This window comes from Streptomyces sp. NPDC006476 (assembly GCF_040612015.1).
Taxonomy (GTDB): Bacteria; Actinomycetota; Actinomycetes; order Streptomycetales; family Streptomycetaceae; genus Streptomyces; species Streptomyces griseorubiginosus_B.
The window spans coordinates 1-16,430 of sequence record NZ_JBEXPK010000064.1 but is presented as its reverse complement, the minus strand read 5'-3'; the positions used below and the strand labels follow the sequence as shown (position 1 = coordinate 16,430).

Genomic DNA, 16,430 nt, shown 5'->3' with positions numbered 1-16,430 from the left:
GCGATCGGTGAGATCAGCGGCCCGGACCAGGTGCGGGCCCGTCTGGAGGCGACGGGGTACCTCGTCGACGACGGACTGGCCCTCGCCTGTTTCCTGGCCCTGCGGCTGCACCGGCCGATCTTCTGCGAGGGCGACGCGGGCGTCGGCAAGACCGCGCTCGCCTCCGCCCTCGCCGAGGCGCTGGACGCCCCGCTGATCCGGCTGCAGTGCCACGAGGGCATCGACGCCTCGCAGGCCCTGTACGACTGGGACTTCCCCCGTCAGCTGCTGCATCTGCGGGCGGCCGAGGCGGCGGGCGTGCGGGACGCGGACCGGCTGGAGAGCGAGCTGTACGACCGGCGCTTCCTGGTCGCCCGGCCGCTGCTCAAGGCGCTGGAGACCAATCCGTCGGTGCTGCTGGTGGACGAGATCGACCGGGCGGACGACGAGTTCGAGGCATTCCTGCTCGAGCTGCTGTCGGAGTTCTCGGTGACCATCCCGGAGCTGGGGACGCTGCGTGCCGAGGTCCCTCCGGTGGTCGTCCTGACCTCCAACCGCACCCGCGAGGTGCACGACGCGCTCAAGCGGCGCTGTCTGTACCACTGGTTCGACCATCCCGGCTTCGCCCGCGAACTCGCCATCGTGCGGCGGCGGTTGCCCGGGGTCTCGGTCCGGCTGGCGGAACAGGTGACCGCCCTGGTGCAGGCGCTGCGCTCGCAGGACCTGCTCAAGCCCCCGGGCGTCGCGGAGACCATCGACTGGGCGCAGGCCCTGGACGCCCTGGGCGCGACGGAGGTGGACGCGGAGCTGGCGGTGGCGACGCTGGGCTCGGTGCTGAAGTACCGGGAGGACGCGGAGCGGGCGCGGGGCCTGGACCTGGCGTCGGTGCTCGCGGCCCGGGGGGCGTGAGGGCCGTGGACGGCACGGGCTCGGGCGGCGCGGGGCGGGTGACGGGCGGCGGGCACGGTGGGCCGGCTCGCGCCCCGCAGCCGCGGGACGCGTCGGCGCGTCCCGGGGCCGACGCCGCTCTGCTCGGCTTCGCCCGTGCCCTGCGCGCCGCCGGTGTCGACGCGAGCGCCGAGCGCGTGCACACGTTCCTGCGCGCGGTGGACGAGCTGCGGCCCGGGATGCGGGCGGACGTGTACTGGGCGGGGCGGCTGACGCTGTGCGGCGGCCACGACGACCTGGAGCGTTACGAGCGGGTGTTCGCCGCCTACTTCGGTGAGGCTCCGCGCGCCGGGCGGACCGCGCCCACCACTCCCCCGCCCCGGCTGCGGCTCGTCGTACGGGAGGGCCCCGCGCCCGGCACCGCCGCGCGGGACGAGCACCACGACGCCCCGCCCTCCGCCGCCCTCGCCAGCTCCACCGAGGTCCTGCGTCACCGCGACGTCGCCGAGCTCGGCTCCGCCGAGCGCGAGCAACTGCGCCGGCTGCTCGCCGCGTTCACCCTGCCCGGCGAGACGCGGCGCAGCGCGCGGCGACGGCCCGCCCGGCGCGGTGAGGTCGATCCCCACCGGACGGTGCGTGAGCTGCTGCGACGCGGCGGCGAGCCGGCCCGCCTGCGGCGGCACAGCCGGGCGGAGCGGCCCCGGCGGGTGGTGCTCCTCGTGGACGTCAGCGGTTCGATGGCGCCGTACGCAGACGCCCTGCTGCGCTTCGCGCACGCGGCCGCCCGAGGCAGCCGCACGGAGGTCTTCACCATCGGCACGCGGCTGACCCGGGTGACGCGCGAGCTGTCCCACCGTGACCCCGACCTGGCGATGAGCGCGCTCGCCGAGGCGGTGCCCGACTGGCGCGGGGGTACCCGGCTCGGGGAGCTGTTGCGGGAGTTCCTCGACCGCTGGGGGCAGCGGGGCATGGCGCGCGGCGCGGTCGTGGTGCTGCTGTCGGACGGGTGGGAGCGGGGCGCCCCGGAGCTGCTGGGCGCCCAGATGCGCCGGCTGCACCGGCTGGCGCACCGGGTGGTCTGGGCCAACCCCCGCAAGGCGCGGCCCGGTTACGCGCCGCTCGCGGCGGGGATGGCGGCGGCGCTGCCGAGCGTGGACGCGTTCGTCGAGGGGCACAGCCTGGCGGCCCTGGAGCGACTCGCGGCGGTGGTACGAGGGGCCGAGCGGGCCCCGAGGGAAGGAGCGGACCGTGCGTGAGATCCTGCCGACACTCAGCGAGTGGTACGCGGCGCGGGTCCCCTTCGGGCTCGCCACGGTCGTCGGCGTCAGCCGCAGCGCCCCCCGCGATCCCGGCGCCGCCATGGCGGTCGGGCCCGGGGACGAGGTCGTGGGCAGTGTCTCCGGGGGCTGTGTCGAGGGCGCGGTGTTCGAGCTCGCCAAGGAGGTCGTGGAGAGCGGCGAGGCGCGTCTCGAGACGTTCGGCTACAGCGACGAGGACGCGTTCGCCGTCGGGCTGACCTGCGGCGGTGAGATCACCCTGCTGGTCCGGCCGGTGACGCGGGAGACCGACCCGGCCTTCGCGGCCGTCGCCGAGTCCGTCGAGGCGGGCCGTCCCGTGACGCTGGCGACGGTGACGGACGGGCCTGCGGCCGTCGGCGCGACGCTCGCCGTCTGGCCGGAGGAGGTCTCCGGCACGCTGGGCTCGACCGGTCTGGACGTGGCCGTCACCGCCGACGCGCGCGGCGAACTCGCCCTCGGCGCCACGGGGTTGCGTCACTACGGCCCGCACGGCGAACGCCGCGAGGACAACGTCACCGTGTTCCTGCACTCCTTCGCGCCGCCCCCGCGCATGCTGGTCTTCGGCGCGATCGACTACGCGGCCGCGGTCGCCCGCATCGGCAGCTTCCTCGGCTACCGGGTCACCGTCTGCGACGCCCGTCCGGTGTTCGCCACCCCCAAGCGCTTCCCGGACGCCGTGGAGGTGGTCGTCGACTGGCCGCACCGCTATCTGCGCGGCACCGACACCGACGAGCGCACGGTGATCTGCGTGCTCACCCACGACCCCAAGTTCGACGTGCCGCTGCTGGAGGAGGCGCTGCGCCGCCCGGCCGCGTACATCGGGGCGATGGGCAGCCGCCGTACCCACGACGACCGCATGAAACGCCTGGTCGACGCCGGGCTCACCGAGGCCGAGCTGGCCCGGCTGCGCTCACCGGTCGGCCTCGACCTCGGGGCCCGGACGCCCGAGGAGGTCGCCGTGTCCGTCGCCGCGGAGATCGTCGCCCTGCGCTGGGGCGGCACCGGGGCTCCGCTGGCGGCCACCGGAGGGGCCATCCATCCGTCGACGTAACGCCCGTTGGAGGAAGTCATGGAACTGCACCACGAGTTCAGCGTGCCGGTCCCGGTCGACGACGCCTGGCGGACGCTCCTCGACATCGAGCGGGTCGCGCCCTGTATGCCGGGGGCGACCGTCGAGGAGTACGACGGCAAGACCGTCACCGGGGCGGTGAAGGTGAAGGTCGGACCGATCACGGTGACCTACAAGGGCACCGCCGTCTTCGAGGAGCAGGACGAGGCGGCGCATCGCATGGTGCTGATCGCCAGCGGCCGGGAGACCCGCGGTCAGGGCACCGCCCGCGCGACCGTGACCGGCACGCTGAGCGAGCGGGACGGCGGCACGGCCGTGTCGGTGCGCACCGACCTGACGGTGACCGGACGGCCGGCGCAGTTCGGGCGTGGGGTGCTGGCGGAGGTGGGCGACCGGCTCGTCGGCCAGTTCGCGCAGTGCCTGTCGGAGAAGATCACCGGGCCCGCCGCCCCGGCGGTCGAGGAGCCGCCGGGAGCGGAGACGCAGCCGGCGGAGACGGAACCCCTCGACCTGCTCCGCACGGCCGGGGTGCCGGTGGCCAAGCGGGCAGCGGCCGGGGCGGCGGCGCTCGGGCTGGCGGTCCTGGCCTTCCTGGGGCTGCGGCGGCTACGGCGCCACTGACGCCCGGCGTCGGTTGCAGCGGCTACGGCGCCACTGACGCCCGGCGTCGGCCGGCGTCGAGCCGGTGGTCGGCGATGATCTGCTCCACGTGGTGGACGGCCGCCGTGATGCGGGCCGGGTGGTCCCGGAAGTAGGGGTCGTCGCGGACCGGGAGGGATCCCGCGAGGGCCCAGCCGCGGCCGCGTGCCCAGGTCGCGTCGTCGGCACCGACGGCCTCGCGGAAGACGTCCCGGGCCCGGGCGGGCAGGAACTTCCACGCGGGCACCAGGTCGACCGCGGGGTCGGCCACCGCCAGCGTGCCGAAGTCGATGACGGCGCTGAGCCTGCCGTCGTTCAGCAGCATGTTCCCCGCGTCGAGGTCGCCGTGGATCCACACCGGCGGCTTGTGCCAGGCGGGTGCGGCGAGGGCCGCCTCCCACACCTCGGTGACCGCGTCCGCGTCGACGAGGCCCGTGGTCCGCAGCGCCTCGATCTTGGGGCGGACGCGGGCCTCCGCCGCGATGGAGTCGCGCCGGTCGCCCAGGGGCACTCCGCGGAAGGCGTTGCTCTGCTCGGGGCCCGGTCCGCCGGTGGCGTCGGCGGCCTGGAGAGCGGTGAGGAATCCGGCGAGGTCGTGGGCGGCACCGATCGGGTCGTCGACGGCTTCGGGCGTCGCGGTCGTGCCGTCCAGCCAGCGGTAGACCGACCAGGGGTACGGGTAGCCCTCGCCCGGTTCGCCCTTGGCGACGGGCTCGGAGACGGGCAGCGGCAGCTGCGGTGCCAGGCGTGGCAGCCAGCGGTGCTCGCGGTCGACCTGTCCGGCCCAGTGGGCGTAGCGGGGCAGTCGTACGGAGAGGTCGTCGCCGAGCCGGAAGGTCGCGTTGTCCATGCCGGACTGCGGCACCGGTGCGACGGGGAGGTGGGGCCATTGCGGGAACTGGGCGGTGAGCAGACGGCGTATGAGCGTCTCGTCGATCAGCACACGGACCAGTTCACCGGGGCGACGGATGGGATTCCACCGAATTTCCATGTGTGAGCCGCGCCTGGATGGGTAGTCGCCGCGCAACGGAGGCTTTGTCGCCTCCCATGGCACAGCACCTCTGCGGGAAGGAGGTCCGTGACAGCGCACACTCGCAGCGCCCGGGCCGCTTCCCAACGCCTGAAGCGGCCCGGACCCTTGTCGGGACACGCCTCGCGGATCACCGTTCCCGGCCCGGGACCAGCGCCCCGGGAAGCATGAGCAGCGCCACCAGCGCGGCGGCCGCGTACAGACCGGCGGCTCCCAGCGCGACGGTGTGGAATCCCCGTACGAACCGCTCCCCGTCGCCGGGCTGCCCGGCGATCGCGCCGGCCACCGCGATGCCGATCGCGCCGCCGGTCTGACGTGCAGTGTTGTTCACAGCGGAGGCCAGCCCGGCGCGTTCACCGGGAACGGCGGCGATGGCCGCGGCCACGACCGCCGGGGTCAGCAGGCCCATGCCGAGGCCCCACAGCAGGAACGCCGGCAGCAGGACCGGGTAGCCCGAGTGCGCCCCGGCGCGGGCCAGCAGCGCCAGGCCCGCAGTCGCCACGAGCAGGCCCGCCGTGGCCGGCAGGCGGGCGCCGATCCGGCTGGTGACGCGGCCCCCGAAGGGCGCGATGACCGCGAGCGGGGCGAACAGCGGGACCACCGCCAGACCGGCGAGCAGCGCCGAGCGATGCTGGACCGACTGCAGGAACAGCATCAGCACGAACAGGGTGCCGAGAGTGCCCAGGTTCATGATCCCGGCGGTGACATTCGCCGCGTCGAAGGCGGGCCTGTGCAGCAGCGGGACGGGCAGCATCGCGTCGTCCCCGCGGCGCAGTTCCGCCACGGCCAGCGCGGGCACGGCGAGGACGGCCACGGCCGCGGCCGCGAGGACCTGCGGAGCGCCGGCGGCCACGCGGCCGCCCTCGATGAAGGCGTACGTCGTGGCCAGCAGCAGCACGCTGCCCAGCAGTACGCCGGGCAGATCGAGGCGGCGGGCCCGTTCCTCCCGGCTCTCGCGGACGACCGCCGCCGCCCACACCAGGGCCACCAGCACGATCGGCACGTTCAGCAGGAAGATCGCCCGCCAGCCGAAGGCGTCGGTGAGCGCGCCTCCGAGGAGCGGGCCGGCCGGGAGGGCCAGGCTGCCGATGCCCGCCCAGACGCCGATCGCCCGCGCGCGGGCCGCGTCGTCGGGGAAGGCGCGGCTGATGACGGCCAGCGTGCCCGGCAGCAGCAGGGCCGCCCCGACGCCCTGCACCACCCGGGCCGCGACCAGCACCGGCACCCCGGGGGCGAGTCCGCAGGCGAGCGAGCCGGCACCGAAGACGACCAGGCCGCCCAGCACCACCCGCCGGTGCCCATAGAGGTCTCCGGCCGTCCCGCTGGTGAGCATGAGGGAGGCGAGGGCCAGGGCATAGCCGTCGACCACCCACTGCAGGCCGCCCACATCGGTGCCCAGGGCCGAACCGATACCGGGCAGGGCGACGTTGACGATGGTGACGTCTAGCAGCACCAGGAAGTACCCGGCGCACATCACGACGAGGACGGTGCGCGGTGAACCGGCGTGCCGAGCCGTCCCGACCGCGCGACGGAGGAGCGTTACCGCTGTATCAGCCATGCTTCTGTCGTAACAGGGGGGTCTGACAGTGGCCCGTACGCCGTTGCCGGGCAAGGGTGGCGGGTGCCCCTCGCCCTCGCGGTGAAACCGTCCGTCACCTCGGTGGCAGCCGGTGCAGTTCCACGTCCGTGAGCCGCCCGTCAGCCGCCTCCGCCGTCAGATACGTGCAGTGGGGCTGGCGACGACGGTCGGTCGGGGAGCCCGGGTTGAGCAGGCGCAGGCCGCCGGGGGCGGTGGTGTCCCACGGGATGTGGCTGTGCCCGAAGACCAGCACGTCCAGGTCCGGGAAGCGGGCGGCGCAGCGCGTCTCGCGGCCCTGGGCGGCTCCCGTCTCGTGCACCACGCCGAAACGCAGGCCGCCGATCCCGGCGTACGCCACCTCGGGCAGCCGGGCGCGCAGTTCGGGCCCGTCGTTGTTGCCGTACACGGCCACGAGACGTCGGCTTCGGCTCTCCAGCAGGTCGAGGGTGGCGGTGTCGACCCAGTCCCCGGCGTGGAAGACGACGTCCGCGCGCGGGAGTTCCGCGAGGAGCGGGGCGGGGAGCTCCTTGGCGCGCTTCGGGAGGTGGGTGTCGGACATCAGCAGAAGACGCACGCGACCAGCGTAGTTCTAAGGTGAGGGCATGGATGCACAGCCCACCGGCGCTCCCGAGGGCATCTCCGAGTCCGCCGCGTGTGCCGCGCGGGATCTGCGGGTCGTCTTCAGCCGCCTGCGGCGGCGTCTGAGGGAGGTCGCGGAGGACGACCAGCTCACTCCCCCGCAGGTCTCCGCGCTCACCCTGGTCGCCAAGCACGGTGCGGCCACGGCCAGCGCGCTCGCCAAAGCCGAGGGCGTGCGGCCTCAGTCGATGGCGACCACGCTCGCCGCACTGGACCGGCAGGACCTGATCCGGCGCAGTCCCGACCCGGACGACGGCCGCCGCCAGCTCGTCACCCTGACCGAGGCCGGGCGCCTGCGGGTGGAGGGCGACCGCCAGGCGCGCGAGGAGTGGCTGGCCCGTGCTCTGCAGGACCGGTACACCGAGGACGAACGGCGCACGGTCCTCGAAGGGCTGACACTGCTGGAGCGGCTCACCAAGCCGTAAGCACCCTCGTCGTGATCGACCTCCAGGCCGGCGCAACTGAGGCGCTCCCCCCTGGGCGAGACCGGCGCCACGGACGAGATCCTGGAACGCCTTGCCAAGACCCACAGTTGAGCCGATCCGGCGAAACGATCAGCGGGCGGGGCGCTGTGGGACGGGGCCCCCGATCGGGTTAGCATCTGGCCACCGCACCACACACGGCGAACGACCCGAGGGGGCTCGGAAGCCCGATGCAGGTCAAGGTCAGTGTCATCGTCCCGGTCCACGATCCCGGGCCCCGCTTCGAGCACTGCGTCGCCTCGCTGCTCGGCCAGTCCCTCCCCCCGGACGAGTACGAAGTGGTCCTGGTCGACGACGGTTCCGCCGACCCCACCCCGGCCCGGCTCGACGCCCTCGCCGCCGCGGAGCCGCGGGTCCGGGTGCTCCATCAGGAGAACTCCGGCTGGTCGGGCAAGCCGCGCAACGTCGGCATCGCGGCCGCCCGGGGCGAGTACCTGATGTTCGTCGACACCGACGACTCCCTCGGCGCCGAGGCCTTGGAGCGGATGTACGACTACGGGGTGGCCAACGGCGCCGACGTGGTCGTCGGCAAGATGGCGGGACGGGGCCGCTCGGTGCCGGTGGAGCTGTTCCGCCGCGACCGGCCGCGCGCCTCGGTCGCCGACGCCCCGCTCATCGACAGCCTCAGCGCGCACAAGATGTTCCGGAAGGCGTTCGTCGAGGAGACCGGTCTGCGCTTCCCCGAGGGCCGCAGGCGCCTGGAGGACCACGTCTTCGTGGTGGAGGCGTATCTGCGGGCCGCCAACGTCTCGGTGCTCGGCGACTACGTCTGTTACTACGTCCACCGCGATCCGGCGGCCGACGACAGCGCCCGGCGGATCGACCCCGTCGGCTACTTCAAGGACCTGCGGGACGCCCTGGACGTCGTGGAGCGGTACACCGGACCGGGCCGGGTCCGGGACTCGCTGCACCGGCGGTGGCTGCGTGTGGAGATGGTGGAGCGGCTGCGCGGCCGTCGCTTCCTCGCCCAGCCGGACGACCACCGGCGCAGGCTGTTCGAGGAGATCCACCACATCACCACCGAGCGCTTCGGCCCGGGGGTCGCCGCGGGCCTGCCGCCGACCCAGCAGGTGGTCGCCGCGCTGATCGCCGCCGACCGGTACGACGACGTCGTGGCCTTCGCCGAGTGGGAGGCGCGTCTGGCCCTGGCGGCCGCTCCCGCCGGCCTCGAGTGGCACGAAGGTGTGCTGCGCGTCGAGGTCGCCGCCGAGCTCACCGCGGACGGTGCGCCGCTGGTGTTCCCCGGTGCCGGAATCGGCGCCCCGCTGGAGGGACCCCCTCCGGACGTACCCTCGGCGGTGGGCTGGGTGGGTGCCGCCGTCGTCGGACGGTTCGGCAGGGCCTCCTTCGACCTGCTGGTGCGGGAGCGCTCCAGCGGTGCCCAGTACTTCCAGCCGGTCGAGGTCACCCGGGAGATCGTGCCGGTCGAGGACAGCCGGAACGTCCGGCTGGTGCTGCGGGCCACGGCCGCCGTCGACCCGACGCGCGCGGTGTCCGGCCGCCCGCTGCACGCCGGGCTGTGGGACACCTACGCCCGGGTCAGGCTGGGCGGCTGGACCATGGAGGCCCGCATCGGCCCGGGTCCGCGCAGGGCCCGTGCCGCCACGTCGGCCGCGGTGACCGGCGGGCACATGGTGCTGCCGTACTGGACGGACCAGCACGGCAACCTGTCCCTGGACGTCGACCGCGCGAGCAGGAGGCTCGGCCTGGACCGGCTCGCCCCCGAGACCGTCACCGTCTCCGGGGGTCGGCTGCGCGCCCCGCTGCCACTGCACGTCCCCGGCGACACCGGGGCGGTGCTGCGGCTCACCTCGGCGCACCGGTCGCTGGACACACCGGCCCTGCTCTCGCCGGCCACGGACGGGGCCCTGCTGGAGGCCGACCTGCCGACCGGCGAGCTGAGCGGCGCGCTCTGGCGTACCGCCCTGTGCGCGACCCCCGGGGCCGCCGACCCGCGCTTCCTGCCGCTGCCGCTCGCGCTGCACGCGGACGCGCACACGGTCAGGGCGGTCCGCACCCCACGTGCCTCGCCCCTGCGCCGACTTATCCGCAGGGCGAAGCGCGCACTCGCCGCGATCCTGGGGCGCGGCGCGGAGCGGACACCCGACCGGGTCAGCGGCTGACGGCGAACGGCTCGAGGGCCTTGCGCAGCGCCTCCAGGCCGCGCTTGCGGCTCAGGCCGAGGTTGCGGGCACGCACCAGCGGGGCCCAGAAGTCCGCCTCCAGCAGCGTCTCCGGCTTGACCGCCTTCACCCGCTCCAGGATCGCCTCGGGCACCTTCTGCGGGTCCGGGACGTTGAACTCGGCCATGATCTCGTCGTACTTGTCCTTGAGCACCGTGTTCTCGTGGTCGGCGCCGAAGACGACCAGCTGACCGGTGGGCTGGGTGTCGACGAGCACCATCGTGAGGTCGGGGCGGTAGCGGCCCAGGATCTCGATGACCTTGTAGACGTCGCCGGTCCAGTACTGGGTGTGCCGGTCGCGGGCCGCCTCGTCGACGCTGCGCGGCAGCATGTCGTCGAAGGCGATCACGCTGGCCCAGTCGGAGTGCTTCTCGACGTTCATGAAGTCGCGCAGCGCGTACTCGAACAGGTGCATGCCGTCGATGAACGACAGGTCGAGGGTGGTGCGCCGCCAGTAGCCGAGCGGGCTGCGGCCACGGCGGAGGTTGCGCACGGGGTGGCGGCCGCTGCGGAGGTGGGCGAGGGGGTTCTCGCGGGCGAAGAAGTCGTCGCTGGTCGCCCGCACCAGGTGGACGTCGACCTTGAGCTCGGTGACCACCTTGAACGCGGGGTCGATCGCGATGCTCGGTACGCGCGACAGCTTCAGACTGCGGCCGTCGTTGACTCCGATCTCCAGGTAGTTGCGGTTGGCTGTGGCCTTGTGCAGCTCCCGCAGGAACTCATGGCGATTCACGAAGGGACTCCTTGCGGATCCGGGAAAGTGCTTGGTGCAACAGGGGCACCGGCGCCGCTCCAGGCCGGCGGCCCGCGCAGGTCGTCGACGACACCCCGGGGCTCGCGGCGGGGCTCCAGGGCGATCATCGTGCCGACGAACCTACCTCTGTACGCGCTGTGAGCCAAGCTGTTCCGCCCAATCATGCCTTCTTCATGAAACTCGTCGGCCACCTCGTGTCGAACCCCCCGTCACCGACGGATCTGCACCTTGCTGTGGTCGCCGAGCACGAGCCGGTGGGCGCTGGGCACGCTCGGCGCCGGGGTCACCTCGACGTGCCGGCCGATGAGGGAGCTCTCGATCCGGCCCACTCCGACGATCGACGAATCCCGCAGGACGATGGAGAACTCCAGCTCACTGTGGGTGATCCGGCAGTTCTCCGCGACCGAGGTGAAGGGGCCGACGTAGGAGTCCTCGACGACGCTGCCCGCGCCGATCACCGCGGGCCCGACGATCCGTGAACGCACGACCCGCGCGCCCTCCTCCACCACGACCCGGCCGATCGTCTCGGACTCGACGTCCACCTCGCCGTCGATCCTGGGCTCGACGCCCTCCAGGACGGTCCGGTTCACCTCGAGCATGTCGACGACGTTGCCGGTGTCCTTCCAGTAGCCCTCGATGACCGTGCAGCGCACGTCGGCACGGGTGTCGATGAGGTGCTGGATGGCGTGGGTGATCTCCAGTTCGCCGCGCCAGGAGGGCCGGACGGCGCGTACCGCCTCGTGGATGAGCGGGGTGAACAGGTACACGCCGACGAGCGCGAGGTCGCTCTTGGGGTGCTCCGGTTTCTCCTCCAGACCGACGACCTGGCCGGCCGCGTCGAGTTCGGCGACACCGAAGGAGCGAGGATCGGCCACCCGGGTGAGCAGGATCCGGGCGTCGGGCCGGCTGTCGCGGAACTCCTCGACGAGAGCGGTGATGCCGCCGACCACGAAGTTGTCGCCCAGGTACATCACGAAGTCGTCGTCCCCGAGCCAGTCGCGGGCGATGAGCACCGCGTGGGCGAGCCCGAGGGGCCGTTCCTGGGGGATGTAGGTGATCTCCAGGCCGAACTTGGACCCGTCACCGACCGCTTCCTCGATCTCCGCGGCGGTGTCGCCCACGACGACACCGACCTCGGTGATCCCGGCGGCGGCGATGGACTCCAGGCCGTAGAAGAGCACGGGCTTGTTGGCCACGGGGACCAGCTGCTTGGCCGAGGTGTGGGTGATCGGCCTGAGGCGGGTACCGGCACCGCCGGACAGCACGAGAGCCTTCATCTGTCCGAGACTAGTGTCGGCCGCTGTACGGCGACCGTCGGCAAGATGGCCGGTTTCCCACGTCGTGACGCTCGTCGGCGCTGCTCTACGGGCCGCTCAGTCCTCGCCCCGCACGATGTTCCCCTCCGGCCCGCACTGGTCCGTTCGGGTGGCCCCGGCGTCGAGGACGGCCGGGACACAGGTGCGCAGGACGGCCTTCCCGCGAAGTCGCCGGGCCTTCGACCAGCCGGTCTCGGGGCGGCGGGGTACGGCCTTCTCACTCGTCTGCGTCGTCACGGCGGTTCATCTTCCTTCTGACTCGTTGATCCCGGACCGGGTCCCCGGCGGCGCGGGCCCCCAAACGCCACGCTGACGGCCCACAGCAAGGCGTGGCGCGAAGGTGCCGCAGCGCCACGGCGGTAGCGTCGCCGCGGCCGCCGGAGGAGGACAATGACGCACCTGTCGGAACATTCCGCCCAGGAGGCCGGCGCCTCCGACCACGCGCTCGGCGCCTCGCTGCTGCGCTGGACCTCGACGACCGATCACAAGGTGATCGGACGCCTGTACATGGTCACGGGCTTCTGCTTCTTCCTCTTCGCCGGGCTGCTGGCGCTCGCCATGCGGGCCGAACTGGCCCGTCCGGGGATGCAGTTCATGAACGAGCAGACCTACAACCAGCTCTTCACGATCCACGGCACCGTCATGATGCTGCTGTTCGCGACGCCGATGTTCGCCGGGTTCGCGAACGCGGTGATGCCGCTGCAGATCGGCGCCCCGGACGTGGCGTTCCCGCGGCTGAACGCGCTGTCGTACTGGATGTACCTCTTCGGCGGTCTGATGGTCGTCTCGGGCTTCGTGGTGCCGGGGGGCGCGGCCGCCTTCGGCTGGTTCGCGTACGCCCCGCTCAACAGCGCCTACCACTCCCCAGGCGCGGGCGGTGACCTGTGGGTGATGGGCCTGGTGGTGACCGGTGTGTCGACCACACTGGGCGCGGTCAACTTCATCGCGACCATCCTGTGTCTGCGGGCTCCGGGCATAACGATGTTCCGGATGCCGATCTTCACCTGGAACGTGCTGTTCACGTCGATCCTGGTGCTGCCCGCCTTTCCGGTCCTCACGGCGGCGCTGCTGGGCCTGGAAGCGGACCGGAAGTTCGGGGCGCACGTCTTCGACGCGGCGAACGGCGGGGCGTTGCTGTGGCAGCACCTGTTCTGGTTCTTCGGGCATCCCGAGGTGTACATCGTGGCACTGCCGTTCTTCGGGATCATCTCGGAGATCATCCCGGTGTTCTCCCGCAAGCCGCTGTTCGGATATCTGCCGATGATCGGAGCCACCATCGCGATCACCATGCTGTCCGCGGTGGTGTGGGCGCACCACATGTTCGCCACCGGGGCGGTGCTGCTCCCGTTCTTCTCGGTGATGTCGTTCCTGATCGCGGTGCCCACCGGCATCAAGTTCTTCGCGTGGATCGGCACCATGCGCGGCGGTTCGCTGTCCTTCGAGACGCCGATGCTGTGGGCGTTCGGCTTTCTGGTGTCGTTCCTGCTGGGCGGGTTGAGCGGGGTGCTCATCGCGTCCCCGCCGCTCGACTTCCACCTGACCGACAGCTACTTCATCGTGGCGCACCTGCATTACGTGCTGTTCGGCACCGTGGTGTTCGCGATGTTCGCCGGGTTCTACTTCTGGTGGCCCAAGTTCACCGGGAGGATGCTGGACGAGCGGCTGGGCAAGGTGCACTTCTGGCTGCTGTTCCCGGCCTTCCAGCTGACCTTCCTGGTGCAGCACTGGCTGGGCGAGGCGGGCATGCCGCGCCGGTACGCCGACTACCTCCCCACCGACGGATTCACGCTCCTCAACACCCTGTCGTCCGTGGGGGCGTTCCTGCTGGGCGTCTCCACCCTGCCGTTCCTCTACAACGTCTGGCGCACCGCCCGGCACGGACGGCGGGTCACCGTGGACGACCCCTGGGGTTACGGGCGCGGGCTGGAGTGGGCGACGGCCTGCCCGCCGCCGCGGCACAACTTCGTGGCGGCGAGCGAGAAGGGCCTGCGGTGAAGACCGAGTCGTTGTTCTTCGGGGGCGTCGCGCTGTTCTTCGCGGGCAGCGCCGCGTTGTACGGCTGGTGGGCGCGGGAGCCGGCCGGTTCGGCGGTGCTCGTCGTCGCCTTTCTGATGGCCGCGCTGATCTCGTTCTTCACCGCGGTGCAGTACCGGCGCAAGGGGCGGCGGCCCCAGGACCGCGCCGATGCCGAAGTCGCCGAGGGCGCCGGGCCGTTGGAGTTCTTCCCGCCGGATTCCCGGTGGCCGGTCGTCACGGCGTTCGGCTTCGCGCTGGCGGCGACCGGCGTGGTCTACGGGCTGTGGCTGTTCCTCATCGGCCTCGCGGTGCTGGCCCGGGGCGTCGCGGGCTTCGTGTTCCAGTACGTGGACCGGGGCTCCGGTCCGCAGGAGTGAGGGGGGCTCGCGGGGCGCCGGGCCGGAAGGCCGTGACCGGGTGGTGGTCGCTCTCGTAGCCGCCCTCGACACTCTGGCGCACCTCGCCGCTCTGCACGCCGTGCACGAGCCGTTGCTGTTCGGCGTCCGTGAGGGCGTGGCACAGCCGCCGGGTCACCAGGAAGGCGGCGAAGGGCGCCAGGACGAGGGCGATGCGCAGGATCCAGGTCAGGGTGTTCACGGAGACGCGGAAGGACTGCGCCACGACGTCGTTGCCGCCGGCCAGCAGCAGCACGCCGTAGAAGGTGATGCCGGCGACGCCCAGTGCCGTCCGGACGGGGCGGTCGCGGGGGCGGTCGCACAGGTGCCGTTCCTGGTGTCCCTCGCCGGTCAGGCGCTGCTCGGCGAACGGGTAGAGGTACAGGACGAGGAAGAGCAGCGCCGGCAGGACGACGGCGGGGAGCAGCACGTTCCACATCAGGGTGTGGCCCCAGAGGTCGGTCTCCCACGGGGGTACGAGGCGCAGCGCCCCTTCCAGGAAGCCGACGTACCAGTCGGGCTGGGAGCCGGTGGACGCCTGGTCGGGGAGGTAGGGGCCGTAGGTCCACACCGGGTTGATCTGGGCGAGGCCGCCGAGCAGGGCGAGGACGCCGAAGACGATCAGGGACAGGCCGCCGGAGGAGGCGCCGAACCGCGGGTGGAGCGGTTTGCCGACGGCGTTGCCGTTGGTGCGGCCCGGGCCACGCCACTGGGTGTGCTTGAGGTGGAACACCAGGATCAGATGCACGGTGACGAGGCCGACCAGCAGGCCCGGCAGCAGGAGGATGTGCAGGGAGTACAGGCGGCCGATGATCTCGTGGCCGGGATACTGGCCGCCGAAGACGAACAGGGCCACGTACGTGCCGACGACGGGGATCGACAGCATGATGCCCTGGGCGATGCGCAGCCCCGTCCCGGACAGCAGGTCGTCGGGGAGCGAGTAGCCCGCGAAGCCCTCGGCGAGGGCGATCACGAACAGGGTGAGGCCGATGATCCAGTTGGCCTCGCGGGGCCTGCGGAAGGCGCCGGTGAAGAAGATCCGCAGCAGGTGCAGGCCGATCGCGGCGACGAAGACAAGGGCCGCCCAGTGGTGCGTCTGCCGCATCAGCAGCCCGCCGCGGATGTCGAAGCTGATGTGCAGGGTGGAGTCGAAGGCCTCCGACACGCGCACGCCCCGCAGCGGGACGTACGAGCCGGCGTAGACCACCTCACGCATCCCCGGGTGGAAGAAGAACGTGAGCCACACCCCGGTCAGGAGCAGCACGAGGAGGCTATAGAGGGCGAGTTCGCCGAGCAGGAAGGACCAGTGGTCGGGGAACGCCTTGCGCAGGAGGGCGCCGCCGCCGTCGAGGACGGGCAGGCGGGCGTCGGCGGCATCGACCAGCCGCTCCCCGGGATGTCTCCTCGTGCGCTCCACGGCCGACCGCCTCCCTGCTCCGCGCCGCCGTGGTGTACGTCCCACGCGGAGGCGGTGGCGAGCAGCGGGGAGGCGGAAAACACCCGTGGGTGTCGGGCGGAACCCCCGTTCGGGCGTTGCTCAGTCGTTGGGCTTCGCCACGCTGATGTCCCCGAGGGCCGACTGGGGGTCACGTTCCATGGCCGCGTCGCCGAGGGAGACGATGCCGACGGGCCGGCCGTGGTCGACGACCGGGACCCGGCGTACGGCGTGTTCGCGCATCAGGCGGATGGCGCGGTCGAGGTCGTCGTCGGGGGCGACGGTGACCAGGTCGTCGCTGCAGGCGCCGGCCACGGTGGTCTGCTCGGGGTCGCCGCCCTCGGCGAGCGCGCGCACCACGAGGTCGCGGTCGGTGACCAGGCCGCGCAGCCGGTCGCCGTCGGTGACCAGGACGGCGCCGAGATCCTGGTCGCGCATGAGGCGGGCCACCGCGGTCACGGAGGTCTGCGGCTCCACCGTGACCGGGTCGGCGGTCATGATGTCGCTGACGTGCTGGGGCATGGGGTACCTCTCCTTCGCCTTGGGATCGATGTCCGGACGGCGACGCCGGTCGTCGCCGTCCGGGCCCCGGGTACCCCGGTGCGGCGGTGGTCAGGCGGTGCCGAGCGCGGTGCGCAGGGTGGCGACGGCCTGGTTGATGGCGGCCTCGGCGGCGTGGGTCTCGCGCAGGGCGTTGAGCATCACGAAGTCGTGGATGATGCCCTGGT

16 protein-coding genes and 1 pseudogene are annotated in these 16,430 nt (G+C 72.7%); 8 read left to right on the top strand and 9 right to left on the bottom strand.

Going from position 1 to position 16,430, the window contains the following annotated elements; genetic code table 11:
• Positions 1–3 precede the first annotated feature (3 nt).
• The 4 genes from ABZZ74_RS41750 to ABZZ74_RS41735 are packed head-to-tail and all read left to right on the top strand — an operon-like array spanning position 4 to position 3,855.
• Complete coding sequence (locus ABZZ74_RS41750; RefSeq protein ID WP_356949387.1) at positions 4–888, top strand: MoxR family ATPase; 885 nt, start codon at positions 4–6, stop codon at positions 886–888.
• Positions 885–2,123 carry a VWA domain-containing protein gene (locus ABZZ74_RS41745; RefSeq protein ID WP_356949361.1) on the top strand — a complete coding sequence of 413 codons (1,239 nt, stop codon included), beginning with the start codon at positions 885–887 and terminating at the stop codon, positions 2,121–2,123. Before ABZZ74_RS41750 ends, ABZZ74_RS41745 begins: the two co-directional genes overlap by 4 nt.
• Entirely contained in the window at positions 2,116–3,216 is a 1,101-nt protein-coding gene (locus tag ABZZ74_RS41740) for an XdhC/CoxI family protein (protein ID WP_356949360.1), read from the top strand. Before ABZZ74_RS41745 ends, ABZZ74_RS41740 begins: the two co-directional genes overlap by 8 nt.
• Before the next feature lie 18 nt (positions 3,217–3,234).
• Positions 3,235–3,855 carry an SRPBCC family protein gene (locus tag ABZZ74_RS41735; protein WP_356949359.1) on the top strand — a complete coding sequence of 207 codons (621 nt, stop codon included), beginning with the start codon at positions 3,235–3,237 and terminating at the stop codon, positions 3,853–3,855.
• A 22-nt stretch (positions 3,856–3,877) separates the two neighbouring features.
• Here the strand turns inward: ABZZ74_RS41735 and ABZZ74_RS41730 are convergent, their stop codons facing one another.
• The 3 genes from ABZZ74_RS41730 to ABZZ74_RS41720 all read right to left on the bottom strand — a co-directional run bounded on the left by ABZZ74_RS41730 (position 3,878) and on the right by ABZZ74_RS41720 (position 7,056).
• On the bottom strand, positions 3,878–4,816 hold the full coding sequence (locus ABZZ74_RS41730) for an aminoglycoside phosphotransferase family protein (RefSeq protein ID WP_356949358.1): 939 nt from the start codon (positions 4,814–4,816) through the stop codon (positions 3,878–3,880).
• Between the two features lie 217 nt (positions 4,817–5,033).
• Complete coding sequence (locus tag ABZZ74_RS41725; RefSeq protein WP_356949357.1) at positions 5,034–6,461, bottom strand: MFS transporter; 1,428 nt, start codon at positions 6,459–6,461, stop codon at positions 5,034–5,036.
• Between the two features lie 94 nt (positions 6,462–6,555).
• On the bottom strand, positions 6,556–7,056 hold the full coding sequence (locus ABZZ74_RS41720) for a metallophosphoesterase (protein ID WP_356949356.1): 501 nt from the start codon (positions 7,054–7,056) through the stop codon (positions 6,556–6,558).
• A 28-nt stretch (positions 7,057–7,084) separates the two neighbouring features.
• On the opposite strand from ABZZ74_RS41720, the gene ABZZ74_RS41715 reads away from it, so the two are divergent.
• Together ABZZ74_RS41715 and ABZZ74_RS41710 are read left to right on the top strand one after the other, a co-directional pair.
• Entirely contained in the window at positions 7,085–7,546 is a 462-nt protein-coding gene (locus ABZZ74_RS41715; protein ID WP_356949355.1) for a MarR family transcriptional regulator, read from the top strand.
• A gap of 227 nt (positions 7,547–7,773) precedes the next feature.
• Entirely contained in the window at positions 7,774–9,726 is a 1,953-nt protein-coding gene (locus ABZZ74_RS41710; protein ID WP_356949354.1) for a glycosyltransferase, read from the top strand.
• Here the strand turns inward: ABZZ74_RS41710 and ABZZ74_RS41705 are convergent.
• From ABZZ74_RS41705 to ABZZ74_RS41695, 3 genes are all read right to left on the bottom strand, one after another.
• Positions 9,716–10,519 (bottom strand): class I SAM-dependent methyltransferase, encoded by an 804-nt coding sequence (locus tag ABZZ74_RS41705; protein ID WP_133043669.1) that lies wholly within the window; start codon positions 10,517–10,519, stop codon positions 9,716–9,718. The genes ABZZ74_RS41710 and ABZZ74_RS41705 overlap by 11 nt on opposite strands.
• Positions 10,520–10,749: 230 nt before the next feature.
• On the bottom strand, positions 10,750–11,817 hold the full coding sequence (locus ABZZ74_RS41700; RefSeq protein WP_356949353.1) for a glucose-1-phosphate thymidylyltransferase: 1,068 nt from the start codon (positions 11,815–11,817) through the stop codon (positions 10,750–10,752).
• Between the two features lie 96 nt (positions 11,818–11,913).
• Positions 11,914–12,093, bottom strand: coding sequence for a hypothetical protein (locus ABZZ74_RS41695; RefSeq protein ID WP_356949352.1), 180 nt, complete (start codon positions 12,091–12,093; stop codon positions 11,914–11,916).
• Positions 12,094–12,246: 153 nt separating this feature from the next.
• Here ABZZ74_RS41695 and ctaD point away from each other — a divergent pair, with 153 nt between their 5' ends.
• On the top strand, positions 12,247–13,851 hold the full coding sequence (gene ctaD, locus ABZZ74_RS41690; protein ID WP_356949351.1) for a cytochrome c oxidase subunit I: 1,605 nt from the start codon (positions 12,247–12,249) through the stop codon (positions 13,849–13,851).
• Complete coding sequence (locus ABZZ74_RS41685; protein ID WP_356949350.1) at positions 13,848–14,249, top strand: cytochrome c oxidase subunit 4; 402 nt, start codon at positions 13,848–13,850, stop codon at positions 14,247–14,249. Before ctaD ends, ABZZ74_RS41685 begins: the two co-directional genes overlap by 4 nt.
• Here ABZZ74_RS41685 and ABZZ74_RS41680 read toward each other — a convergent pair.
• From ABZZ74_RS41680 to ABZZ74_RS41670, 3 genes and pseudogenes are all read right to left on the bottom strand, one after another.
• Positions 14,167–15,684 (bottom strand): ubiquinol-cytochrome c reductase cytochrome b subunit, encoded by a 1,518-nt coding sequence (locus tag ABZZ74_RS41680; RefSeq protein WP_356949349.1) that lies wholly within the window; start codon positions 15,682–15,684, stop codon positions 14,167–14,169. The genes ABZZ74_RS41685 and ABZZ74_RS41680 overlap by 83 nt on opposite strands.
• Positions 15,685–15,804: 120 nt before the next feature.
• Positions 15,805–16,224 (bottom strand): CBS domain-containing protein, encoded by a 420-nt coding sequence (locus ABZZ74_RS41675; protein ID WP_133043665.1) that lies wholly within the window; start codon positions 16,222–16,224, stop codon positions 15,805–15,807.
• Between the two features lie 90 nt (positions 16,225–16,314).
• Positions 16,315–16,430, bottom strand: a pseudogene (locus ABZZ74_RS41670) (esterase); the annotation flags it as partial.